Annotated in this window: 26 protein-coding genes and 2 pseudogenes; 7 read left to right on the plus strand and 21 right to left on the minus strand. The window is 67.6% G+C overall.

Features of this window, described 5'->3' with window-relative positions:
• Positions 1-26: 26 nt before the first annotated feature.
• The 8 genes and pseudogenes from B1A87_RS11135 to B1A87_RS24995 form a co-directional block, all read right to left on the minus strand.
• Positions 27-506, minus strand: coding sequence for a hypothetical protein (locus B1A87_RS11135; RefSeq protein WP_078026436.1), 480 nt, complete (start codon positions 504-506; stop codon positions 27-29).
• Between the two features lie 5 nt (positions 507-511).
• Entirely contained in the window at positions 512-1,270 is a 759-nt protein-coding gene (dapB, locus tag B1A87_RS11140; protein WP_078026435.1) for a 4-hydroxy-tetrahydrodipicolinate reductase, read from the minus strand.
• Positions 1,271-1,375: 105 nt separating this feature from the next.
• Positions 1,376-1,867, minus strand: a complete 492-nt coding sequence (locus B1A87_RS11145; RefSeq protein ID WP_078026434.1) for a molybdenum cofactor biosynthesis protein MoaE — start codon at positions 1,865-1,867, stop codon at positions 1,376-1,378.
• Entirely contained in the window at positions 1,857-2,381 is a 525-nt protein-coding gene (locus tag B1A87_RS11150) for a MogA/MoaB family molybdenum cofactor biosynthesis protein (RefSeq protein ID WP_078026433.1), read from the minus strand. The genes B1A87_RS11145 and B1A87_RS11150 overlap by 11 nt, the downstream gene beginning before the upstream one ends.
• A complete protein-coding gene (gene moaC / locus B1A87_RS11155; RefSeq protein WP_078026432.1) occupies positions 2,378-2,872 on the minus strand; it encodes a cyclic pyranopterin monophosphate synthase MoaC in 495 nt (164 codons plus the stop codon). Before moaC ends, B1A87_RS11150 begins: the two co-directional genes overlap by 4 nt.
• Positions 2,860-4,079: pseudogene (glp, locus tag B1A87_RS11160) on the minus strand (gephyrin-like molybdotransferase Glp). The gene moaC and the pseudogene glp overlap by 13 nt, the downstream one beginning before the upstream one ends.
• A 111-nt stretch (positions 4,080-4,190) precedes the next feature.
• Positions 4,191-5,060 carry a molybdopterin-dependent oxidoreductase gene (locus B1A87_RS24990; RefSeq protein ID WP_395940239.1) on the minus strand — a complete coding sequence of 290 codons (870 nt, stop codon included), beginning with the start codon at positions 5,058-5,060 and terminating at the stop codon, positions 4,191-4,193.
• A complete protein-coding gene (locus B1A87_RS24995) occupies positions 5,057-5,860 on the minus strand; it encodes a hypothetical protein (RefSeq protein ID WP_395940240.1) in 804 nt (267 codons plus the stop codon). The genes B1A87_RS24990 and B1A87_RS24995 overlap by 4 nt, the downstream gene beginning before the upstream one ends.
• A gap of 104 nt (positions 5,861-5,964) precedes the next feature.
• On the opposite strand from B1A87_RS24995, the pseudogene moaA reads away from it, so the two are divergent.
• From moaA to B1A87_RS11180, 3 genes and pseudogenes are all read left to right on the plus strand, one after another.
• Positions 5,965-7,110: pseudogene (gene moaA / locus B1A87_RS11170) on the plus strand (GTP 3',8-cyclase MoaA).
• A 4-nt stretch (positions 7,111-7,114) separates the two neighbouring features.
• Positions 7,115-7,381 carry a MoaD/ThiS family protein gene (locus tag B1A87_RS11175; RefSeq protein ID WP_078026430.1) on the plus strand — a complete coding sequence of 89 codons (267 nt, stop codon included), beginning with the start codon at positions 7,115-7,117 and terminating at the stop codon, positions 7,379-7,381.
• A gap of 192 nt (positions 7,382-7,573) precedes the next feature.
• Complete coding sequence (locus tag B1A87_RS11180; RefSeq protein ID WP_078026429.1) at positions 7,574-7,855, plus strand: hypothetical protein; 282 nt, start codon at positions 7,574-7,576, stop codon at positions 7,853-7,855.
• Between the two features lie 29 nt (positions 7,856-7,884).
• On the opposite strand, the gene B1A87_RS11185 is transcribed toward B1A87_RS11180, so the two are convergent.
• The 7 genes from B1A87_RS11185 to B1A87_RS11215 form a co-directional block, all read right to left on the minus strand.
• Positions 7,885-8,346, minus strand: coding sequence for a DUF1579 family protein (locus B1A87_RS11185; protein WP_078026428.1), 462 nt, complete (start codon positions 8,344-8,346; stop codon positions 7,885-7,887).
• Positions 8,347-8,442: 96 nt separating this feature from the next.
• Complete coding sequence (locus tag B1A87_RS11190; protein ID WP_078026427.1) at positions 8,443-9,786, minus strand: pitrilysin family protein; 1,344 nt, start codon at positions 9,784-9,786, stop codon at positions 8,443-8,445.
• A gap of 171 nt (positions 9,787-9,957) precedes the next feature.
• Complete coding sequence (locus tag B1A87_RS11195; RefSeq protein ID WP_078026426.1) at positions 9,958-12,222, minus strand: polyribonucleotide nucleotidyltransferase; 2,265 nt, start codon at positions 12,220-12,222, stop codon at positions 9,958-9,960.
• Between the two features lie 247 nt (positions 12,223-12,469).
• Entirely contained in the window at positions 12,470-12,739 is a 270-nt protein-coding gene (rpsO, locus tag B1A87_RS11200; RefSeq protein WP_028271969.1) for a 30S ribosomal protein S15, read from the minus strand.
• 186 nt (positions 12,740-12,925) lie between these two features.
• Positions 12,926-14,197, minus strand: a complete 1,272-nt coding sequence (locus B1A87_RS11205; RefSeq protein ID WP_078026425.1) for a kynureninase — start codon at positions 14,195-14,197, stop codon at positions 12,926-12,928.
• Positions 14,194-15,048 (minus strand): tryptophan 2,3-dioxygenase, encoded by an 855-nt coding sequence (gene kynA / locus B1A87_RS11210; protein WP_078026424.1) that lies wholly within the window; start codon positions 15,046-15,048, stop codon positions 14,194-14,196. Before kynA ends, B1A87_RS11205 begins: the two co-directional genes overlap by 4 nt.
• A gap of 41 nt (positions 15,049-15,089) precedes the next feature.
• A complete protein-coding gene (locus B1A87_RS11215; protein WP_078026423.1) occupies positions 15,090-16,073 on the minus strand; it encodes a bifunctional riboflavin kinase/FAD synthetase in 984 nt (327 codons plus the stop codon).
• A gap of 236 nt (positions 16,074-16,309) precedes the next feature.
• Between B1A87_RS11215 and B1A87_RS23845 the strand changes: the two genes are divergently transcribed.
• Positions 16,310-16,480: a DUF937 domain-containing protein gene (locus B1A87_RS23845; protein WP_260680794.1), complete on the plus strand. Its 171-nt coding sequence runs from the start codon at positions 16,310-16,312 to the stop codon at positions 16,478-16,480.
• 2 nt (positions 16,481-16,482) lie between these two features.
• The gene (locus B1A87_RS11220; RefSeq protein ID WP_260680795.1) at positions 16,483-17,100 is read left to right on the plus strand and encodes a DUF937 domain-containing protein; all 618 of its coding nucleotides are present in this window, start codon (positions 16,483-16,485) and stop codon (positions 17,098-17,100) included.
• On the opposite strand, the gene B1A87_RS11225 is transcribed toward B1A87_RS11220, so the two are convergent.
• From B1A87_RS11225 to truB, 3 genes are read right to left on the minus strand one after another with little or no spacing between them, the layout of a single operon-like run.
• Positions 17,101-17,559 (minus strand): hypothetical protein, encoded by a 459-nt coding sequence (locus B1A87_RS11225; protein WP_078026420.1) that lies wholly within the window; start codon positions 17,557-17,559, stop codon positions 17,101-17,103.
• 1 nt (position 17,560) lies between these two features.
• Positions 17,561-17,914: a hypothetical protein gene (locus tag B1A87_RS11230; RefSeq protein WP_078026419.1), complete on the minus strand. Its 354-nt coding sequence runs from the start codon at positions 17,912-17,914 to the stop codon at positions 17,561-17,563.
• A gap of 2 nt (positions 17,915-17,916) precedes the next feature.
• Entirely contained in the window at positions 17,917-18,852 is a 936-nt protein-coding gene (gene truB, locus B1A87_RS11235) for a tRNA pseudouridine(55) synthase TruB (RefSeq protein ID WP_144275794.1), read from the minus strand.
• Positions 18,853-18,983: 131 nt separating this feature from the next.
• On the opposite strand from truB, the gene B1A87_RS11240 reads away from it, so the two are divergent.
• The gene (locus B1A87_RS11240; RefSeq protein WP_185982302.1) at positions 18,984-20,162 is read left to right on the plus strand and encodes a pyridoxal phosphate-dependent aminotransferase; all 1,179 of its coding nucleotides are present in this window, start codon (positions 18,984-18,986) and stop codon (positions 20,160-20,162) included.
• Position 20,163: 1 nt separating this feature from the next.
• Here B1A87_RS11240 and trxA read toward each other — a convergent pair whose 3' ends face one another.
• Together trxA and B1A87_RS11250 are read right to left on the minus strand one after the other, a co-directional pair.
• Positions 20,164-20,628 carry a thioredoxin gene (gene trxA / locus B1A87_RS11245; protein ID WP_078026417.1) on the minus strand — a complete coding sequence of 155 codons (465 nt, stop codon included), beginning with the start codon at positions 20,626-20,628 and terminating at the stop codon, positions 20,164-20,166.
• A 13-nt stretch (positions 20,629-20,641) separates the two neighbouring features.
• Entirely contained in the window at positions 20,642-21,127 is a 486-nt protein-coding gene (locus B1A87_RS11250) for a nucleoside deaminase (protein ID WP_078026416.1), read from the minus strand.
• Positions 21,128-21,273: 146 nt separating this feature from the next.
• On the opposite strand from B1A87_RS11250, the gene B1A87_RS11255 reads away from it, so the two are divergent.
• On the plus strand, positions 21,274-22,443 hold the full coding sequence (locus tag B1A87_RS11255) for a ScyD/ScyE family protein (RefSeq protein ID WP_260680796.1): 1,170 nt from the start codon (positions 21,274-21,276) through the stop codon (positions 22,441-22,443).
• Between the two features lie 67 nt (positions 22,444-22,510).
• On the opposite strand, the gene rbfA is transcribed toward B1A87_RS11255, so the two are convergent.
• Positions 22,511-23,020 (minus strand): 30S ribosome-binding factor RbfA, encoded by a 510-nt coding sequence (gene rbfA / locus B1A87_RS11260; protein WP_078026415.1) that lies wholly within the window; start codon positions 23,018-23,020, stop codon positions 22,511-22,513.
• Between the last annotated feature and the right edge of the window lie 230 nt (positions 23,021-23,250).

The raw sequence follows: 23,250 nt of genomic DNA on the forward strand, positions 1-23,250 counted from the left end.
GGGCTGCCGCGTCCCCGCTTGCCCCGTTAGGGCGCCTCGGAGGCCTGGAACATCCGCACGGCGTCCCGCATGGAGGAACGGGCGCGCTTGCGGTCACCGGCGGCGTCGTAGGCGCAGCTGAGCCTGAACCATGACCGCCAGTCGTCCGGGGCAGCTTCGGCTTCCGCACGGTACTTCTCGAATTCCTGGTCCGCCGCGGCACGGACAATCCGTCCGGCGGGTGTGCGGGGAAGGTTGTCCACCGGCAGGCCGCCTTCGGCTTCAAGCACGCGGGCCATCTGTTCGGTGCGGGCGCCGAACAGCAGTTCACGGATCAGCGCCCACGCGCCGATGCCCGGCAGAACAAGGTACGCCGCCCCGATGGCCTTGGCCACGGGTTCAGCGTCCGTGAGCAGGAGCACCGAGCGCTGAAAGGACACCACCAGGTAGAAGACCAGCAGGAGGGTGACCGCGCCCACCCAGATTTTGGTGCGGTTCTTTTTCAGCGGGCCGAGGAGTGTTTTCACGGTACTTACAGCCCCAGGTCCAGGTAGCCGTCCAGGCCCACGGTCAGTCCGGGGTGGTTCGCGACGTTCCGGATCCCCAGGAGGACGCCGGGCATGAACGACGCCCGGTCAAACGAGTCATGCCGCAGGGTCAGCTGCTCCCCCGTGCCGCCGAGGAGGACCTCCTGATGCGCAACGAGGCCGCGGAGCCGCACGCTGTGCACACGGACGCCGTCCACGTCGCACCCGCGGGCGCCGGCAAGTTCGCTGGTGGTGGCATCCGGGCTTGGCCCGACGCCGGCCGCTGCGCGTTCCGCCGCGACCAGCTGGGCGGTCCGGACGGCCGTGCCGGAGGGCGCATCGACCTTGTCAGGGTGGTGGAGCTCGATGATTTCCACGGATTCAAAGTACTTGGAAGCCTTGGCGGCGAATGCCGAGGCCAGGACGGAACCGAGGGCAAAGTTTGGCGCGATCAGCACGCCGACGTCCGGACGGCCTGCCAGCAGGTCGCCGAGCTCCTGCAGCTTTCCGGCGTCCCAGCCAGTGGTGCCCACGACCGCATGCATGCCGTTCTCGACGGCGAAACGTACGTTCTCCCGGGTGCTCTCCGGAACGGTGAGATCCACCACGAACCTGGCACCGGCGCTGAGCAAAGTGTCCAGGGAGTCGCCCCGTCCCAAGGCTGCGACGAGCTTCATGTCGGGGGCGGCCTCTACCGCTTTGACGGCCTCGGCGCCCATGCGCCCGTTCGCGCCCAGGACGGCGACAGCGAGTTGTTCGGTCATGGATTCAACACTACCTTTCGCCCGCCCGGCGAAAGGAACCGGGCGCCATGCGTTACCTCACGTGCGGCCGGCGGGCAGGCCCCGAACCAAAACCGGGCCCGGTACCTACGCCCCGGCCCCGACCCACTCGACGGTGCCGTCGCTGAAGAACTGTTCCTTCCAGATGGGGACCTGTGCCTTGATGCGGTCCACGAGTTCGGAGCACACGGCGAAGGCCTGCCCGCGGTGTGCCGCCGACACGGCGCAGACCAGGGCCGGTTCGCCGATTTCCAGGGAGCCCACCCGGTGTGCTGCCCAGATCCGGACCGGCGGCGTGGAGGCGCCGGCACCTTCGTGCTCGGCCGCCAGCTGCGCCACGACGTCGGCCATCACCTGGTGCGCCGTCGGATGCGCGCTGTAACTGAGCCGGTCAACCGGCTTGCCGCCGTCGTGGTTCCGCACCACGCCGCTGAAGCTGACCACCGCGCCTGCGGTGTCCGACTCCACGGCCGCGATGGCCTGGTCCACGGAGATGGGCTCGGCGCTCAGCACCGCATGCACTACTTCGAATGCCGGCCCCGTGAATGATGGCCCCGTCAGGAATGGTTCAGTGCCCATGTCCGCCCTCCAACTGGTCGCACAGGTGCCCGATCACCGGATCCAGCACGGACAGTCCGTCCATGACGCCCTTCGGTGATCCGGGCAGATTAACGATGAATGTCCGGCCGGCCGCGCCGGCATGCCCGCGGCTGAGCATGGCATGGGGAGTTTTGGCGATCCCGGCCTGCCGGATGCCCTCCATGATGCCGGGGATCTCGCGGTCCAGCAGCGGCAGCGTCATTTCCGGCGTCCGGTCATCGGGACTCAGCCCGGTGCCGCCGCTGGTGATGACGACGGCGGGCTGCTGGGTCAGGAGGGCGCGGATCGCGGCTCCCACCGGCTCGCCGTCGGGCACCACCATTGCCGGAAAGGGCTCAAAGCCGTGTTCGGTGAGCCAGTCGATGATGACCGGGCCGGTCTCGTCCCGGTAGATTCCGGCCGCGGCCCGCGTCGAGGCAATGACGACGCCGGCCTTCCGGCCCTGCACCTCACCGTGGACGTGGGGCGTTGAATGGGTTGCAGCGCTGCTCACAGTGCCCAGTCCCCGCTCTTGCCGCCGCTTTTGGCGAGCACCTTGATGTCCGTCAGGACGGCATGCTTGTCCACGGCCTTGATCATGTCGTACACGCTCAGCGCCGCGACGGAGGCGGCGGTCAGGGCTTCCATTTCGACGCCGGTGACTCCCCTGGTCTTCACTGTGGCAAGGATGTCCACGGCATCTGCTCCCAGTTCGAAGTCGACCGTGACCTTCGAAATCGGCAGCGGGTGGCACAGCGGAATGAGTTCGGGGGTTTTCTTGGCCGCCATGATTCCGGCGACCCTCGCGACGGCCAGGGCGTCGCCCTTGGGCAGGCCGCCGGAGCCCAGCAGCGCCAGGACCTCCGGGGTGCTCCGGACCGTTGCGGTGGCCGTGGCCTCGCGGGTGGTCTCCGGTTTTCCCGAGACGTCCACCATCTGGGCCGTCCCGTCACGGCGGAGGTGCGTCAGCGCGGCGTTGTCATTTTCTGCAGTCACAGCATCCATACTTCCACTTCGGCGCCCTCGGCGAGTGCGCCGACGCCATCGGGCACATGGACCAGGGCATTTGACTGCGCGAGGGCACGGACCAGGTGGGAGCTTTCGCCGCCCTCCAGCCGCACGGTTCCGTCCGGCAGCAGGTTCCCGCGCCGGACCTGGTGCTTGCCCGCCGGGGACGTCAGCGGCTGCGCGAGCCGGGCGCGGACCGCGGGCCTCGGCGCCGGCGACCCGAACAGTCCGCTGAGGACGGGACGAAGGAACATCTCGAAGGAGACGAGGCAACTGACCGGGTTCCCCGGGAACCCGAGGAGGGGGACGCCGTCGAACATTCCGAGTCCCTGCGGGCCGCCAGGCTGCATGGCCACGTGCTGGAATGCCACGTCCTGGCCGTCCATGGCCTGCCGGACCACCTCGTAGGCGCCCTTGCTGACTCCACCGGTGGTGACAATGAGGTCCACGGACGCCGTGTGGCTGCGCAACAGGCTGCGCAGCTCCGCCGGGTTGTCGGTGGCGATGCCCGCCCGGACCACGGCCAGCCCCGCCTGCCGCAGCGCGGTTTCCAGCAGCGTGCCGTTGGCGTCGTAGACCTTGCCGTCCGCCAGCGGTTCGCCGGGTTCCACCACCTCATCGCCCGTGGTCACGAGGAGAACGGTCAGCGGACGGTGGACCAGGACGTCCGCCAGCCCCAGGGCGGCCAGCAGCCCCAGCTGCCCGGGTCCCAGGAAAGTGCTGGCAGCCAGGGCGCGTTCGCCCGCCTCGATATCGCTTCCGGCGTCGCGGATGAACGTCCCGGCCGCCGCCGGGGGCAGCCACACTGTGGCTGCTTCGCCGGGGGCAGGGAACGCGGCTGGAACCGCCCGCTCGACGGGTACGACGGCGTCTGCCCCGACGGGGACCATGGCCCCCGTCATGATCGGGGCCGCCGTGCCCGGTTCAAGGGCTGCCGGGCTGGCGCCGGCCGGAACGGGAGCAACCACGCGCAGTTCCGCGCCGGCGTCGGGCACGTCCGCGGAGCGGATGGCGAAGCCGTCCATCTGGGAGTTTGCAAACGGAGGCAGGCTCAGCGGCGCCGTGACGGTCTCGGCCAGCCCGCGGCCCAACGCCTGGGCCTGTCTCTTATACACATCTAGATGTGTATAAGAGACAGCCGCTGGCTGCGGCCGGCTGCGAGCGGCGCCAGGAGCTCCCGGACCGCCTGCCGGTGCTCGGCCACGCTCCGGGGCGCGTGAGAGGTCCCGTGCGCGTGGGGTGCTTGGGGGCGGACGTGGTGGCAGTGGCGTGCGGCTGCGGGTGGCTGTGCATGGTCCTGCCTTCGATGCGGCGGCTACGGGTTTACGTCAACTCTAATGGTGTGGAAGCCCGTGGCGCCGTCCGGGGCGACGGACCGGTGCTCCTCGGTCTGCGCGGCACCGTGAAGGTCGGTGGCGCGCACCTGGACCTCGTGCTGTCCCGGCTGCAGATCGACGCCGAGCTGCCACTGGTACCAGGTGTCCACAGAGATGCCGGGAGCAAGGTCGGCCTGCTGCCAGCTGCCCCGATCGACCCGCAGCTCCACCTTCCCGATTCCGGTGTGCTGCGCCCACGCCACGCCGCCGAACACCACGCGGCCCGGAGGCGCGGACCGGCCGTCACGGGGAACATCGATGCGCGAAGAGATCTTGATGGGTCCGCGCGCGGACCATCCGCGCGGTGTCCAGTAGGCGACGTCGTCGGCGAACGTGGTGACTTTGAGTTCCGTAAGCCATTTCGTGGCTGACACGTATCCGTAGAGGCCGGGGACGATCATGCGGACCGGAAACCCGTGTTCCAGCGGAAGCGGCTCGCCGTTCATGCCCACGGCGAGCAGCGCATCCCGGCCGTCCGTGAGGACCTCCAGCGGAGTGCCGGCGGTCCAGCCGTCCGTGCTCCTGGCGAGCACCATGTCCGCGCCCGGCTTCGGACCTGCCATCGCCAGCAGCTCGCGGACGGGCCAGCCAAGCCAGAGCGCATTGCCGATCAGGTCGCCACCCACCTCGTTGGACACGCAGGCGATGGTCACATGGCGCTCCCTCAGCGGTTTGGCCAGCAGCGCGTCGAAATCAAGTTCGATCTCACGGTCCACCAGGCCGGTGACCTTGAGCCTCCATTCGCGCGGATCGATGACCGGGACTGACAGCGCGGTGTCGATGCGGTAAAACTCGGGGCTCGGCGTCACGAGCGGTTGCATCCCGGCCAGGCCGATCTCGGCGCCGGGCGGAATCGCTGCCGCCGGCAGCAGCGGCTTGGGCAGCCGCAGTGCCCTGCGGAGCTCGCTGACGCCGGCGGCGCCTCCCCGCCAGGCGGTGGCAAGGGCCCCGCCGACGACGACGGCCGCCGCGGTGCCGCCCAGCAGCTGGAAGAAGCCGCGCCGCGCGGGCAGGCCCGCTGCCTCGCCTTGCCCGGCCCGGCGACGTGCCAGGCGGCCAGCCGTCCGATCAGGCTCCGGAGCACCAGCACGGCGATGCCGGCGGCAAGCACAGGAAGCACGACGGCGGTGACGGTCACCTGCGCGCGCGTCAGGACCGCCACCACGCCCACGATGCCGAAGGCGGCGAAAATCGCGGCGCCCGCGAAGCGCCGGCGCAGCTCAACCACGCCGGACACCGCCGCGAAGGCAGCGATCGCCAGCGCCATGCCTGCCAGCAGCGCCAGTTTGTCTGCGGTGCCGAAAAGCGAAACTGCCCAGTCCTTGACGCCCGGCGGGGCGGCGTCGATGACGGCACCGCCCAAAGCGGTCATGGTGGAGAGGGACGGGCTGACGAACCCGGCGATGAGTTCGCTGGCCACGAGTCCTGTGCCTGCCGCCACGACACCGGCGGCGGCAGCCCAGCGGCGCGGCACCCTCCGGCCCGCTCCGGACGCCGCCCCGGCGCCGGACGGTCCCGCAGGTAACGCGTTGGACGGTCCCGGCTTTGCTTCGGGGTGGACCTGGTGTCCGGCTGCCGCCCCGGGTCCGGCTGGCTGGGACTCGTTCACACTTCCCCAGCATAGGTTCGATGAAGTCCGTTCGCACTGCGCCGGAACGCAAAGCGCGAAGTCACAGCGTGAGCGATGGCCCCCGCGTGGCGTAGCCTGAATTCATGAGTGTTCAGCTTGGCATCCCGCAGCCCCGCGAAGGAGGCGTTCCGGTTTCCGGCGCGCAGCCCCTTCCCGCTGCCCGTCCGGCCGATGCTCCCGCCGGCCTTGCGGACCGCTACGGACGCCGGGCCACGGACATGAGGCTGTCTCTTATACACATCTAGATGTGTATAAGAGACAGGCGCTGCACCTACTGCATGCCGGCGGAGGGGCTCGAATGGCTGGCCAAGCAGGCCGTCATGTCCGCCGCGGAAATCGTCCGGATCGTGGGGATCGGCGTGGATCTGCTGGGCGTGCGCGAGCTTCGCCTCACCGGCGGGGAACCTCTGGTCAGGGCCGACCTCATCGACATCATCGCCGCCCTGCGGAAGGCCCACCCGGAGCTTCCGATCTCCATGACCACCAACGGTGTGGGGCTCGACAAGAAGGCCGCCGCACTCAAGGCTGCCGGGCTGACGCGCATCAACGTCTCCCTCGATTCCCTGCACGAGGAAACCTTTGCCGAGCTAACGCGGCGCCCCTTCCTGGACCGCGTCCTGGCGGGAGTCGACGCCGCCTGGGCCGCCGGCCTCGGCCCGGTCAAGATCAACGCGGTGCTGATGCGGGGCATCAATGACGCCGAGTCGCCGTCGCTGCTCGCCTGGGCGCTGGAACGCGGCTATGAACTCCGCTTCATCGAGCAGATGCCGCTCGACGCCGACCACGGCTGGACGCGCCGGAACATGATCACGGCGTCGGAAATCCGGGAGCTGCTTTCGGCCGAGTACGTCCTCAGCCCGGATCCGCGGGAACGCGACGGTGCGCCCGCCGAACGTTTTGAAGTACGACGCCGGGTGGCCGGTTCGGCCGAAGCCGCCGGCCCCGTGCTGGGAACCGTGGGCATCATCGCCTCGGTCACCGAACCGTTCTGTTCGGACTGCCGCCGGACGCGGATCACTGCAGAGGGCAAGATCATGAGCTGCCTCTTCTCCCGCGAGGAGTTTGACCTGCTCGGGTTGCTCCGGGAGGGCGCCAGCGACCGGCAGCTGGCCGGGCGCTGGCAGGACGCCATGTGGGTCAAGCCGAAAGCCCACGGGATGGACCACGTGGGTCTCGATGCGCCGGACTTCGTCCAGCCGGACCGCAGCATGAGCGCCATCGGAGGCTGAACAGTTGAACGTAAGGTACTTCGCTGCGGCGCGCGCCGCGGCAGGCGTCGACGAGGAACGCTTCGAGCTTCCTCCCGGATCCACGGTGGGAGCGCTGCTGGCCGCAGTGCTCGGTGTCGAACGTCCCGTGCCGCCGGCCGGTACTCCCCCGCTGGACCGAATCCTGGCCCGGAGCAGTTTCCTGCTGAACGAGATCGCCGTGCGGGACCGGACGGTTGTGCTGTCCGACGACGACGTGATTGACGTCCTGCCGCCCTTCGCCGGCGGATAGTCTCCCGCAGCCTTCCCCCGCACCCCATCTCAGCACCCCATCGGCCCAACTAGGTCGCAGCTCGCGCCGTTCCCAGCGCCCAGAAGCGCGCCAGCTGCTACCCAGTTGCGTCAGTGCTATGTCGCCGCCGCACACCGGGATCTACCATGGCACTACCGCCCGACGGAGAGCGGTACGCCTAAGGAGACCGGAATGTTCACGCTGCAAATTGAGCACGCGATCAAAGACTTTGACATGTGGAGGGCCGCGTTTGACCGCGACCCGGTGGACCGTGCGGGCTCGGGAGTGATCACCCACCGCATCAGCCGCCCGGTGGACGATCCGCACTACGTGGTGGTGGAACTCGACTTTGAGAGCCAGGAACAGGCCGAGGGGCTGCTGGCCAAGCTGCAGGAGAACGTGTGGAACTCCCCCGACGTGGCGCCTGCCCTGTCCGGCTCCCCGAAAACCCGGGTCGTTGAGGTAGTGGGCTAGTCGCCCGGCTTGCAGGACCCCATAGCAGCTCAGGCGCGGTGGCAGATCGACGTCATGAACGGGCTGAAGTCCTGGGCGTCGCCCAGCCTAAGTTCCGCCGTGTGGGTCAGGACCCCCCGGTCAACCCGGAACGTGTGCCTGGCGGTTCCGCGGTCGCTGTGCCGCTCCACGGTCAGCGTGGAATCATGCCAGACACCGCGCGCCGGCGCCGCCGGCGGCCGTCCCATGCTGTCGACGTAATACCAGAGGGTTTCATCGTGGTCGGGGTCCACAGTGAAGACGCCGTGGCCCTCGAAGTGGCTGCCGTCGGCCTCGGTGTGCCGGTAGGTCTGGACCACGGCGAAGCCGCCCGCGGCCCGGGTGAACGTCACCTCTGCCGTGGCGGTCCGGGCGGGCCCCCAGTAGGAGGCGGCGAGCTCGGTGGTTCCCAGCCAGCGCCCGACGAAAATCTCGAGAGCCTCGTGTGCTGACCCCGGTTGCGGACGGTCCATTCTTCCTCCCGAGTGGCATTGGCTCCATCATGGTCCGGCCCGCGAGGCCTGTCCAGCGGCATGCCGCCGGACGGCGCCGCCAGGGTCACCGATGCGTCAGAGGCCGAAGGTTTCGGTCTCCTCGAAGGGTCCGACCACCGTCACCGTGCGGGGCGCGGCCGCAAGTTCGCGGGCCAGTTCCTGGACCTGCCCTGCCGTCACGGCCTTGATGAGCCGGAGCGTTTCGTCGATGTCCTGATACTCGCCTGACACGAGCTCTGCACGTCCCAGGCGCGACATGCGCGAGCCGGTGTCTTCCAGCGCCAGCACGATGCCACCGCACAGCTGGCCCACCGCTTTGCGGAGTTCGTCGTCGGAAATGCCGCCGTCTGCGAGCTTGTCGAGTTCCGCGCCGAGGAGTTCCACCACCTGGCGGACCTTGGTGGGAGTGCAGCCGGCGTACATCCCGAAGTATCCGGCGTCGGCGTAGGAGGAGGCGAAGGAATAGGTGGAGTAAACCAGTCCGCGCTTCTCGCGGATCTCCTGGAACAGCCGGGAGGACATTCCGCCGCCCAGCACGGCGTTCAGTACGCTCATGACGTAGCGGCGCTCATCCGTGGCCACGATCGTGGGGCAGCCCATGATGATGTTGGCCTGCTCCACCGGGCGCTTGACCACGTGGAGGCCCGCCGTCCCGGTGATGTCCGCGCGTACCGTGGACCGGCGGTCAACCGGCGCCGCGCCGAGCTCAAGCGACCAGCCGGCTGTGTGGAGGGCGTCCACCACGAGGCGGCAGACGACGTCGTGCTCCAGGCCGCCGGCGGCGGTGATCACGAGTTCGTCGGGACGGTAGTAACGGCGGTAGTGGTCCCAGACTGAATCGCGGGCCACGGCCCGGATGGCGTCCGGCGTGCCGCCGATGGGCCGGCCCAGCGGGTGGGTTCCGAGCACCGCGGCCACGAAGTGCTCGTGGGCAACATCGGTGGGGTCATCGCTGTCCATGGCGATTTCCTCCAGGATGACGTCCCGTTCCTGCTCCATCTCCGCGGGGTCCAGCACGGCCCCGGTGATCATGTCCGCGATGACATCAATGGCCATGGGCAGGTCGGTGTCCAGGACGCGGGCGAAGTAGCAGGTGCTCTCCTTGGCCGTGGCCGCATTCGATTCGCCGCCGACCTCGTCGAAGGCCGACGCGATTTCGAGTGCGGTGCGCCGTTTGGTGCCCTTGAACAGCAGGTGCTCCAGGAAGTGCGTGGAGCCGTGCTGGCCCGGGGCTTCATCGCGGGAGCCCACGCCGACCCAGAAACCGATGGTCGCGGACCGCTGGCCCGGCATCGCCTCCGTCAGCACCCGCACGCCGCCGGGGAGGACGGAACGGCGCACTTCGGAGCCTCCGTCGGCTCCGTGGATCAGGGTCTCGCCGGGGTGGTTCTGCGCCAGGGGCAGGGGTACGACAGTCATCAAGGCCTTTCAGGAAGCGGAGCCAAATCTGCCTGCAATCGTACCAGCGGGCCCCGCAGTCGGCGTCTCCCCGGGAGCCCGGGTTAACGGCGGCGGGGCCGGTGGATTAACCCACCGGCCCCGCCGTCTTCGGTTCAGCAATGACTGTGTGCCAGTGCCGGAACCCTGGAACTACTCGGCGGAGTCAGAGCCCTCGGCGGGCGTCGAAGCGTGAACGCGCTCGCCTTCGCCGGCGCCTTCTTCGTCAGCCACCACGGGAGACAGGGACAGCTTTCCGCGGTCGTCGATCTTGGTGATCTCGACCTGGATCTTCTGGCCCACGGAGACCACGTCATCGACGTTGTCCACGCGCTTGCCGCTGGCGAGCTTGCGCAGCTCGGAGATGTGCAGCAGGCCGTCCTTGCCCGGGGTCAGGGAAATGAAAGCACCGAACGTGGTGGTCTTAACGACCGTGCCCAAGTAGCGCTCGCCGATTTCCGGAACCTGCGGGTTGGCAATGGCGTTGATCGCGGACCGTGCAGCGTCAGCAGACGGACCGTTCGTGGCGCCGATGTAGACGGTGCCGTCGTCCTCGATGGAGATGTCAGCGCCGGTGTCTTCCTGGATCTGGTTGATCATCTTGCCCTTGGGGCCAATGACCTCGCCGATCTTGTCCACGGGGATCTTGACGGCGATGACGCGCGGTGCGAACTCGGAGAGCTCGTCCGGGGTGTCGATCGCGGCGTTGATGACCTCGAGGATGTGCAGGCGTGCTTCGCGGGCCTGCTTCAGCGCTGCTGCCAGCACGGAGGCGGGGATGCCATCGAGCTTGGTGTCCAGCTGGATGGCCGTGACGAACTCGGACGTACCGGCGACCTTGAAGTCCATGTCGCCGAAAGCGTCTTCGGCGCCAAGGATGTCGGTCAGGGCCGCGTAGCGGGTCTGGCCGTCAACCTGGTCGGAGACCAGGCCCATGGCGATGCCGGCAACGGCGGCCTTCAGCGGCACACCGGCGTTGAGCATGGACAGCGTGGAGGCGCAGACCGAGCCCATCGACGTCGAACCGTTGGAGCTGAGGGCCTCAGACACCTGGCGGATGGCGTACGGGAACTCCTCGCGGGACGGCAGCACCGGCACGAGCGCGCGCTCGGCCAGGGCACCGTGGCCGATTTCGCGGCGCTTGGGCGAGCCCACGCGGCCGGTCTCACCGGTGGAGTACGGCGGGAAGTTGTAGTTGTGCATGTAGCGCTTGCGCGTTACCGGCGACAGCGAATCGATCTGCTGTTCCATCTTCAGCATGTTCAGCGTGGTGACACCCATGATCTGGGTCTCGCCGCGTTCGAAGATAGCCGAACCGTGGACGCGGGGCAGAACCTCGACCTCGGCGGTGAGCTGGCGGATGTCCGTCAGGCCGCGGCCGTCGATGCGGACCTGGTCCTTGAGGATGCGCTGGCGCACCACGTGCTTGGTGACGGAGCGGAAGGCTGCGGACAGCTCCTTCTCGCGGCCTTCGAACTGGCCGGACAGGGAAGCAGCAACTTCGTCCTTCAGTTCGTCCGCGGCGTTGTCGCGTTCCTGCTTGTCAGCGATCTGGAACACGGCGGTCAGCTTCTCTGCTGCAGCTGCCTCAACGGCGGCGTACACGTCGTCCTGGTAGTCCAGGAAGACCGGGAACTCAACGGTGGGCTTGGCGGCGCGGGCTGCCAGGTCCTGCTGGGCTTCACAGAGGGCCTTGATGAACGGCTTGGCGGCCTCGAGGCCTTCCGAAACAACCTCTTCGGTGGGGGCAGTGGCGCCCTGTTCCTTGATGAGGTTCCAGGAGTTGTCCGTGGCTTCTGCCTCGACCATCATGATCGCGACGTCGTCACCGGCAACGCGGCCGGCAACCACCATGTTGAACACGGAGTTCTCCAGCTGGGAGTGCTTCGGGAAGGCAACCCACTGCGAACCCTGCTCGTCCGCCACAAGGGCAACGCGGACGCCGCCGATCGGGCCGGAGAACGGCAGTCCGGACAGCTGGGTGGACATCGAGGAGGCGTTGATGGCCACGACGTCATAGAGCTCATCCGGGTTGATGGCCAGGACAGTGACCACGATCTGGACCTCGTTGCGCAGGCCCTTCACAAAGGCCGGACGCAGCGGGCGGTCCATCAGGCGGCAAGCCAGGATGGCCTCGGTGGACGGGCGGCCTTCACGGCGGAAGAACGAGCCCGGGATGCGGCCCGCGGCGTACATGCGCTCTTCGACGTCGACCGTCAGCGGGAAGAAGTCGAAGCCTTCGCGGGGGTGCTTGCCGGCCGTGGTGGCGGACAGAAGCGCGGTGTCTTCGTCGATGTACACCATGGCTGCGCCGGCTGCCTGCTTGGCAAGACGGCCGGTTTCGAAGCGGATTACACGCTTGCCAAAGCGGCCATTGTCAATGACTGCTTCTGAGAACTGGATTTCGGGACCCTCCAAGAGAGTCACCTCCGTTTCTTGTTTAACGGAAGTCCAGCCGCATCAACCCAGCCCAGCATCTGTCTACTGGCCTGCACTGCACCCGGTCATCGATCGAGACCCACGGGCCGGGCTTCAGTCAACGAAGCTTCCCGGGGATCACTACCGAGGACCGCGAATGCGTGATGCGGTTGATCCTCCTGTTTAATTTTTCTACTGAAGAAGGCGGCCCGTTCCATCAGAGGAAAGGGCCGCCCCCTGGTTCAGACTAGCGGCGCAGGCCGAGGCGCTCGATGAGCGCACGGTAGCGGGCGATGTCCGTGTTCTTGAGGTAGGTGAGCATGCGCTTGCGACGACCGACCATGGCCAGCAGACCGCGCTGGGTGTGGAAGTCGTGCTTGTGCTCCTTCATGTGCTCAGTGAGATCCTTGATCCGCTGAGTCAGGACCGCAACCTGGACCTCCGGCGAACCGGTGTCGCCCTCGGACGTTGCGAAATCCTTGATGATGGACTGCTTTACAGCGGCGTCAAGTGCCACAATAACTCCTAGAGATGTGCCGTGAGGCCCGAGTCAGTACTTCACTGCCGGGTGTGCCGGGCGGATCGTCCCCTCAAAGAGGGAGTCCCGCACAAGGCAAGAACCAGCCACCACGGACTGCAGCCGGATCCACCGCTTAGTTTACCGGCCTTGTTGCAATCTTGTCGAAACGCGGCAGGAAGCCCGTCAGCCCGCCGGAAGCAGCGCGCGGATGGCGTCCATGCCCCGGTGCACCTCGGCAAAGCCCGTGCTCAGCGGGGAGAGGCCGATGCGGATGCCCTGCGGTGCGCGAAAATCCGGGATGACGTCCTTCTCCCACAGCTTCGCCGTCACCTCGCGGAAGGCCGGGTGGTCGATGGTGATGTGGCTGCCGCGCAGTTCCGGATCCCGGGGCGTTGCGAGCTTCACGCCGGCCGGTGCGAGCCACGCGTCGTGCAGTTCCAGCGCATACGCGGTGAGCCGGCGCGATTTCTCCCGGATGGCGGGCATGCCGGCTTCCTCGATCAGGTCCAGCGTGCCCCGCATCGCGATCATTCCGAAGATGGCGGGGGTGCCGCTGAGGAAGCCGCGGATTCCCGGAGCCGCCTCGTAGCCGGGCCCCATTTCGAAAGCGTCCTTCCGGCCCATCCATCCCCAGATGGGCTGCGACAGCCCGGCAAGGTGCCGGGCGTTGACGTAGGCGAAGGCCGGCGAGCCGGGGCCGCCGTTCAGGTACTTGTAGGTGCAGCCGGCGGCAAAATCGACGCCGCAGGCGTCCAGTTCCAGCTCCACTGACCCGGCGGAATGGCACAGGTCCCACACCATCAGCCCGCCGGCGTCGTGCACGGCCGCCGTGATTCCGGGCAGATCGGCCAGGAACCCGGAGCGGTACGCCACATGGCTGAGAAGCACGACGGCGGTGGCCCGCCCTACGGCCTCCCTCACCTGGTCAAGGGTCACCCCGGAGGCGGGGTCGGCGTCGATCCAGCGCAGGGTCAGCCCTTCCTCCCGCGCGATGCCCTCGACCAAGTAGCGGTCGGTGGGGAAATTGTCCGTGTCCAGGACGATTTCTGTCCGTGCGCGGTCCTTCACGGCAGCCAGGGCCGCGCGGATCAGCTTGTACAGGACCACGGTGGTGGAATCGGCGACGATGGCCTGGCCCGGGGCGGCACCGAGGACCGCACGGCCCAGCTGGTCGCCGATGGCCTGGGGCAAATCCAGCCATTCTTCGTCCCAGCCGCGGATCAGGCGGCCGCCCCAGCCCTCATGGATGAACGTGCTGATGTCGCCGGGCGTGCGCTTGAGCGGCCGGCCCAGGGAGTTGCCGTCCAGGTAGGACAGGTCGGTTTCCGTGCCGATGAAGTGGCCGCGGTAAGCGGCCAGCGGGTCGGCGGCGTCGAGCTCGACGGCGCGCTGCCGGAGGGCGTCCGTGGCGTGAGCCGCCTGCGGGTCAGCCGCTTGCGGGTTCAGGGCGCTCACCGGCCGATCTCCGTCCGGACGGCGAACAGCTCCGGGAAGAAGGTGAGTTCGAGGGCCTTCTGCAGGAAGGCCGCACCGCTGGAACCGCCGGTCCCCGCCTTCATGCCGATGGTCCGCTGCACGGTGCGCAGGTGCCGGAACCGCCAGAGCTGGAAGTTGTCCTCCAGGTCCACGAGTTCCTCGCAGGCCTCATAGGCGCCCCAGTTGGCGGAGGCGTTTTCATAGATGTACTTGAACAGCGGCACCAGCTCGGGCGCGAACTCGTGAGCCCTGGTCACATCCCGGTTGAGCACGGAATCGGGAACGTCGAAGCCCTGCCGCTTCAGGTACGCCAGGAATTCGTCATAGATGCTCGGAGCCTCGAGGACTTCCTGCAGCAGGGCATGCGCCTCCGGATCGGATTCGAACACGGGCAGCATCTTCCTGTTCTTGTTGCCCAGCACGAATTCCACGGCCCGGTACTGGCTGGACTGGAAGCCCGAGGAGTTGCCCAGGAAACCGCGGAATTCCGAGTACTCCGTGGGCGTCAGCGTGGCGAGCACCGACCACTGCTCCGTCAGGGTCTTCTGGATGTGCTTGACCCGCGCGATGCCTTTGAGCGCTGTGCCGAGGTCGTCGGCCCGCAGCCGTTCCGCGGCGCTCCGCAGTTCATGGAGCACGAGCTTGAGCCACAGTTCGGTGGTCTGGTGCTGGATGATGAACAGCAGTTCGTCATGATGTTCCGGCTCGCTGACCGGCTGCTGGGCGCTGAGCAGCGTGGGCAGCTGCAGATAGGACGCGTAGCTCATCCGCGAACTGAAGTCGCGGACGATCCCCTTGTCCAGTTTTCTGGTGTTCTTCTCCACGCTCACAGCGTTGCCTTCCTTGCCAAGAACTGTGTGGGGCTGACGGTTCAGCGCTTGAGGAGGATGCCGTGCGTCTGCACCACATCCTCGCGCATCTGCTCCACGAGGGCTTCTGGCCCACGGTATGCCACCATGCCGCGGAGCCTGGCAACAAATTCCACCACTACTGTCTGGCCGTACAGATTGAACTCGTCCACGGTCTCTTCCGGGCGGTCGATGACATGGGCTTCCACCTGGCGGCTGACGCCGTCGAACGTCGGATTTGATCCAACGGAGATGGCGGCTGGCCACCGCGTGCCGTCCTGGTCCACCAGCCAGCCCGCATAGATGCCGTCGGCGGGGATGAGGCCGCTCGCTTCATGGGCAAGGTTGGCAGTGGGGAATCCCAGGGCACGGCCCCGTGCTGCCCCGTGCACCACTTCCCCCCGCATCCGGTGCGGTCGGCCCAGGACGGCCGCTGCGGTGGCGACGTCGCCGTCGTTCAGCGCCTCGCGCACCCAGGTGGACGAACAGCGGCGGTCCGTCCCGCCGTCGTCGTGCAGCGGGAAACCTTCGGAACCGAATTCGCTGATGACCAGCACCTCGAAGCCGAACTTCTCGCCCAGCTGCTTCATGGTGTTCAGGTCACCGGAGTTGCCCCGGCCAAAGCGGGCGTCGTGGCCGATGACCACGTGGCTGGCGTGAAGGCTGTCCACCAGGACCGAAGCCACGAACTCCTCGGCGGTGAGGCTCGCAAGCTCGAGCGAGTACTTCATGACCAGCACGGCATCCAGGCCAAGCTCGCCGAGGGCCTGGAGCTTGTCCTCCAGCCCCATGATCAGCTCGGGCGCACTCTCGGGCCGGTGAACCTGCGCCGGGTGCGGATCGAAAGTCACGGCGACCGATTTGGCGCGGTTCATCCGTGCGGTCCGGATCAGCTGGGACAGCACCTGCTGGTGGCCGCGATGGACGCCGTCGAAATTGCCGATAGTGACAACGGAAGGACCAAAGTCGCCGGGGACCTCGGTCGGATCGTTCCAGATGTGGACCATCAACCTCGCCTTTTACTGCCTGACAGGAAACACGTCCGGGTGCCCATCCAGGCTCCGGAACTCTCTAAGATTACCCGCATTCGTCCGGCGCCACGGACCGCGGCGGAGCCCGGCGACGCGGTGATCTACCGCCTGCGGGAGTCCCGGACTACGATGCAGGGGCAGCTGTCCGGCGACGCGAACCTGCGCCGCTCCCCCGAGAATCCGCGCTGCCTGCGGACCAAAAGGAGTACGCCTTGACCGACCTCCATGACCTCCTGCACCAGATCCCGGTTGACCAGATCGCAAGCCTGCTCGGCACCGACACGGCGTCCGCGCGGGCCGCCGTGGAAGCTGCGGTGCCCACGCTCCTTGCCGGGCTGCAGAACAACGCCCAGGCCCCGGACCTGTCTCTTATACACATCTAGATGTGTATAAGAGACAGGACGGCCTGGCCGACGGCGGCGTGGACCCCGCGCAGGTGGACACCGCCGACGGCGAGAAGATCGTCGGCCACGCGTTCGGCGGGCAGCAGGACCAGGTGGCGAACCAGTTGGCGGGAACGGCCAATCTGGGCGGCGCCGGCGGGGACCTGGTCCGCAGGCTCCTTCCGATTCTCGCCCCCATCATCATGTCCTACCTGGCCAAGAAGATCCTCGGCGGACAGCAGGGTGGCGGGCAGGCTTCGCCGCTGCCCGGCGGAGCGGGCAACGGCGGAACCGGCGACGGCGGAGCGGGCGGCATCGATCTCGGCAGCATCCTGGGCGGCATCCTCGGCGGCGCGGCCGGCGCAGGCGGGCAGGGGCAGGGTGGCCTGGGTGACATCCTCGGCGGCATCCTGGGCGGCGGCCAGCCGCAGCAGCCACAGCCGGCTCCGGAGCCTGCAGAGGGGAGCCCCTCCGACCCGGCCCCGGAGGCAGCGGCGCAGGAGTCACAGCCCGCGCAGGGGCTGCCGACGCAGCGGTCAGTGACGCCCGGCGAGCTTATCGACGTGGACCTGCCGGGCGAGGAAAATCCGGGCGGACAGGAGCCCGGCCCGCGGCAGTGACTACGCGGACCGCGGGGCCGGCCGCCGGCGGTAGAGCCAGATCAGGCCGAGCACGGGCAGGATGAGCGGGATGAAAGCGTAGCCGCGGCCGAACAATGACCACACGGTTTCGTGCGGGAACTGGACGGAGTCGAACACGCTGAGCGCGCCCACCACGAGCACGCCGATCAGTTCCACCAGCACGGCGATGACGGACACCTTGAACCAGGTCCGTCCGGCTTTCGCCAGCGACACCGTGGCCACGAGATACACGAGGGCGGCGACAGCCGACAGAAGGTACGCCAGCGGGGCCTCGGAGAACTTGGTGAGAATCTGGTAGCCGGCACGGGCCGTGGCAGAAATGGCGAAGACGGCGTAGACGGCGATGAGGAGGCGGCCCGGTCCCGTGTTCCGGGTGTCGGCCGGCTTCTTGGCCGCATGTTCGGAGGACGTAGCTGTCACGTTGTCTGCTTCTTCCACTTCAGTACCAGATCTGATTCATTCGGGCGGCCATCACCAGGGCGGTCACTCCCACGGCGGCCAGGACAAAGTTGCTCCAGCGGGTCCGTTCCAGGATGGACCAGTACACGGCGGCGACGGGCAGCATGAGGGCGGTGACGATGTAGCCCCAGAATTCCCAGGCCTCCCCCGCGATGCGTTCCCCGGCGATCACGCGGACGATCGACCCCACGAGGTAGACCAGCAAGGCCAGTTCGACGGCGGCCACCGACAGGATGGTGACATCGTTGGGGGCCTTCTTCAGGATGCCGGCCACCACGCAGATGACGGTGGACAGGAGGCCGATGGCCAGGATGATGTAGAAATACGCGTCCAAGGCTATCCGGCCTGCCCGCCGCTGTCCTGTCCGCCGGTTCCCGGCGCGAACACGAGCACGGGCTTCGCGAAACTGCCGGTGTCCGCCAGCAGCGCCACGAGTGAACCGTCGGGCGCAAACGCCGCCGCCGGACGCTCCGCTGTGGCGGCGTCAGCCGAGCCTGCCGGGGCGCCGGCGGCGATCCGGCGACCGAAGGAGATCTCGGTGGTTTCTTCGGCGCTGAGCTCACGGTTGGGCATGAGGGCACGGGCGGCCTGGGACATTTCCAGGACCTCCAGCTCTTCGGCGAGCTGTTCGAGCGTCCGGGCCTGCTCCAGCGAGTACGGCCCCACATGGGTCCGGCGCAGCGCCGTCAGGTGCCCGCCGACACCCAGGGAATCGCCCAGGTCGCGGGCCAGCGCACGGATGTAGGTGCCGGAGGAGCACTCCACCGTGACATCCACGTCCACCACCTCCCCGCCCTGTTCCCGCTTGATTCCGTGGACTTCGAAGCGGTGGATGGTCACGGGCCTGGCCGCGAGCTTGACGTCCTCGCCGGAACGGACGCGGGCATAGGCACGTTCGCCGTTGACTTTAATGGCGCTGACGCTGCTGGGCACCTGCTGGATCTCGCCCGTCAGGGCGGCTACCCCGGTGCGGACGGCGTCGTCGGTCACGTCCGCGGCGCTGGCGCTGCTGACGATGTCTCCCTCGGCGTCGTCCGTAACGGTGGACTCACCCAGCCGGATGGTCGCCGTGTAGGTCTTGGAGGTGCCGACAATGTAGGTGAGCAGCCGTGTGGCCTTGTTGATTCCGACGACGAGCACGCCGGTTGCCATGGGATCCAGCGTCCCGGCATGGCCCACTTTCCGGGTACCGGCGATCCGCCGCATCCGGCCAACCACATCGTGGCTGGTCCATCCCTGCGGCTTGTCCACTATTACCAGTCCAGAAAGCACGCCTCCCAGTATATCGGGGCCAGCCGGGCGCCCGGTGCCGCGTCCTCCAGCCGCCGCCTCGCCGAGGCCGCATGGTTCGCGCGGGCGGATGACACGGCCGGTCCCGGAGGGGCGGGGCTAGGATGGCAGTCATGCCCGAGCTTGCAGCGCACGTCCGCGAAGTCCCCGTCAACCAGATCCGCGAGATCACCGAGGCGGCCTGGCGCACGCCGGGCGCTGTGGTGCTGAGCATCGGGGAACCGGGCTTTCCCCTCCCCCGGCACGTCCTGGAGGCGGGCATGGCCTGCCTGGACCGCGACGAGACGAACTACACACCGAACGCCGGGATCCCCGCGCTGAGGGAAGCCTTCGCGGCCAGGTTCCGTGAGCAGTCCGGCGCGGACATAGGGGCCGACCGCGTGTACGTGGTTGACGGAGCCCAGCAGGGCCTGCACTTTGCCATGAGCCTGCTGCTCGCCCCGGGTGACGAGATCCTGATCCCCAATCCCGGCTATCCCACCTTCGCCATGACCAGCCGGCTGCTTCACGCCGTGCCGGTGGGCTATCCGCTGTATCCCGCGCACGACTTCCAGCCCCGGATCGAGGACATCGAAGCACTCATCACGGAGCGGACCAGGGTCCTCATGCTCAATTCGCCGTCGAACCCGCTGGGCGCCGTGCTGGGCGAGGACCTGACCCGCCGGCTCGTGGAACTGGCCCGGCGCCACGACCTCTGGATCATTTCCGACGAATGCTACGAGGCCTTCACGTACGACGTCCCGCATGTGAGCCCTGCCCGCTTCGACAGCGCCGTTCCCGGCGAAGCGAGGGTGTTCACGTCGCTGACGCTGTCCAAGACCTACGGGCTGACCGGGCTCCGGATCGGCGCCCTGGTCTGCCCGCCCGGCCTCGAGCAGCGGATGAACAATGTGATGGAGGCGATCGTCTCCTGCGTGGCTTCACCCTCCCAGTACGCGGCGCTCGCGGCCCTGACCGGCCCGCAGGATTACGTGGCGCACGCCCGTTCGCACTACCGCGCCAACCGTGACGCGGCGTCATCCGTCCTGGCGGCCAAGGGCATCCCGTTCCTGAGCGCGCAGGGCGCGTTCTATCTGTGGGCCGACGTCTCGCATGTCAGCGGCGGTGATGTCCGGGCCTGGGTTCGCCAGTTCCTCGCCGAGTCCGGCGTTTCGTTCGCCCCCGGCACCGCCTTCGGGTCCATTGGCGAGGGCTGGATCCGCATAGCCTTATGCGCGGACAGGGCGGAACTGGTGGAGGGCTTGGGCCGGCTCCCCCGCGGCGGTGTGGGTGCCGTCTCCAAGCCGGCGTAGCTCAGCCTCTGATGTCGGCGAGTGCCTGCTCGAGCCAGGAGCGAAGCGCGGGAGCGGGTGCCGCTCCGGTTTGCCGGGCCACCACCTTGCCTCCGCTGATGACCATAAGCGTGGGAATCGACTGCACGGCGAAACGCCGTGATAGTTCCGGGGCTCGGTCCACGTCGACTTTGACAAGCTTGATCTCTCCTGCTCTTTCCTGTGCGAGCTTGTCGAGCACCGGGCTGACCATCCGGCAGGGGCCGCACCAAGCGGCCCAAAAATCGATCAGAGCGGGTACGGCTGACTGTTCCGCGATCGTTGCGAAGTCAGAATCACCTGCCGCCACGATCCAGGGGAGGTCCTTGCGGCAGCGTCCGCAGCGAGGGTGGCCGGTCGCCGCATCGGGAACCCGGTTTGTCGTTCCGCAGCTTGGACAACTAAGCAGCTGTGAGGCCACCTCTCCGCCTTTCTCTTCAATTGACATGCTGAGGGTCCGATCAGTAATCGGTGCGTTCCGCGTTGCCGCGCCAGGCCCGGAAGGGGGCGTCCGACGTCGGAACCGGAGTGTGGCTGACCGGAAGCAGTTCCGGCCGGGTGCCGCCGAAGTATTCGTAGAACACGGCGTCGTCGAATCCCGCCGCTGCAGCGCCGTGCCGGTCCGCCGCGTAGTAGACGCGGTCGATACGGGCCCAGAGCGCCGCCGCCAGGCAGAGCGGGCAGGGTTCGCAGCTGGTGTAGAGGACCGCGCCGCCCAGATCGAAATTGCCTGATTCCGCGGCCGCAGTCCGGATGGCCACCACCTCAGCGTGGGCGGTGGGATCGTTGTCCCGGGTGACCCGGTTGACGCCTTCGTGGATGGTGCCGTCGGCGGTGACAACGAGGGCACCGAAGGGCCCGCCGCCGGCGGCCACATTCCGTTCCGCCAAGGCCACAGCCTGATTCAGGTACTCCACGACATCTGCAGCTGAAGGTTGGGCAAGCATGATCTGATCATAGCCAGCACGCGCCCGTCCGGGCCCCTACACGTTCGGTAATGCGGAGCCCATCGACAGCCGGGACCCGCGGGATTAAAATGCGCGCGTTGGGGGCACCCCGCATTTCGCGCCAAACAACGGTCTCAATGCTCTGGATGAACACCATTGACATTGGAGACACCATGAAAAATCGACGTTCATTTGTGGCGGCCGTCGCCGCTTCCTCGCTTCTTGTGTCCTTTGCTCCGGCCAGCCACGCCGCCGGTGATCCGAACGGCGTGCAACCGACCGGCGTTACCGCGTCGCCCGCGGCAGCAACCGTGCTCGCGAAAGGCCTGCTGACTCCGCTCCACCTCAGCGACGGACCGGACGGATCTGTTCTGGTGAGCGAAGAATTCGCCGGCAGGCTCACGCAGCTCGCCCGCGCCGGTGCGAAGTCCGTCGTTTACGAGAACCCAGCCTGGGACGTTGCCGGCACGGACCGCCGGGGCGGGACGGTCTATCTGGCGGAGAGCCAAGGGGCGGGGCCGATGGATCCGAGAGCCCTGGCCGGGCATATCCGCAGCATTGATTCCGACGGCAAGCAGCGCACCTTCGGGGATCTTGCCGCCCTCGAGACCAAGGAAAATGCCGACGGCGGTTCAAGCTACGGATTCCGCGATCTTCCCGCCGCCTGCGCGGCCCAGCTACCCCCGGACGTTGAAGCCTCGTACAAGGGCCAGATCGATTCGCATCCGTATGGCATCGATGTCGACGGCGGCACCATCTACGTGGCCGATGCCGGAGCCAACAGCATCGTTTCCGTGGAGGTGGAGACCGGCGAGGCCCAGACCGTGGCGGTGCTGCCGTCCCGGCCGCACCGTTTCACGGCCGCAGAGGCGACTGCGCTGAAGCTCCCCGGCTGCATTGCGGGCCACACATATGAATTCGAGCCTGTGCCCACCGACGTCAAACGGGGTCCGGATGGCTGGCTGTATGTGACAGTGCTCCCGGGCGGACCGGAAGATCCGGCCCTGGGCGCCCGCGGTGCGGTGTACAAGGTCGATCCGGACAACGGCCGGGTGAAGCTGTTTGCCGACGACGTGATGTCCCCCACCGGGCTGGACATGGACAATGACGGCAACGTCTACGTTGCCTCACTCTTCGGCGAGGGCGTGCTCAGGCTTGCTGCCCGCTCGGGCGAGCAGAGCGTGGCCCTCCCTGGCGCACTGACGGCGGACGTGGACGTCAGGGGCGAAACCCTCTACGCCACGGTCAACGCACTGCCGGACTCGAACAAGGCTCCCGACGGGCACGTTGTGACGGCGCCCCTGGAGGACCAATAGAAAATGGTGCGGCCGGATCCAGTGGATCCGGCCGCACCATTAGGGGAACGCAATTCCGAGGCGAACGTTACTTGTTCCGGTCCTCGTCGATGGCGCCGTCGGCGCTGAGGTCGATGTCCTCTTCGTCGAAATCGTCTTCGTCGATTTCCACGTCCTCGGGAATGTCGCTCTTGTACGGGTCGGCGTCGCCGGCGTGCTTGGCGTTCTCGGCCAGGGCCGCAACCTCGGCGTCGCGCTTCTTCGCCGCACGGAGCAGTTCCTCCAGGTTGGAGGCGTTCACGGGGATCTGGTCCGCCACGAACTCCAGCGTGGGAGTCAGGCGGACAGTGATGTTCCGGCCCACCTCCTGCCGCAGCACACCCTTGGCCTTCTCCAGGCCCTTGGCGGCATCGGCCTGCACGGCCTGGTCGCCGAACACGGTGTAGTAGATCGTGGCGTGCTGCAGGTCATTGGTCACGCGGGCGTCGGTGACAGTGATGCCCTCAAGCCGCGGATCCTTGACCTTCCGGCCCAGGGCCTCTGCAACAACAACCTTAATCCGCTGCGCCAACTTGGCAGCGCGTGCCGGATCAGCCATTTCCACTCCTAAATATTTGGATGCACGACGGCGCGTTAGCGGCTTTCGTACACACGTTGGGATTTGTTGCCACGCACCTAAGGCGAGTCTACGACGGACTCCCGTTGGATTTTTTCCGGCGGCGTGGGAGTGGCGTCGGGCCTGCCGGAGCTGGGCGGCAAAGGATCGCAGATCCGATGCCGCCCAGCGTAGGGGCGGGGCCGCCGGAAAAATCCAACGGCCCCGCGCAC

Source organism: Arthrobacter sp. KBS0703, assembly GCF_002008315.2.
GTDB lineage: Bacteria > Actinomycetota > Actinomycetes > Actinomycetales > Micrococcaceae > Arthrobacter.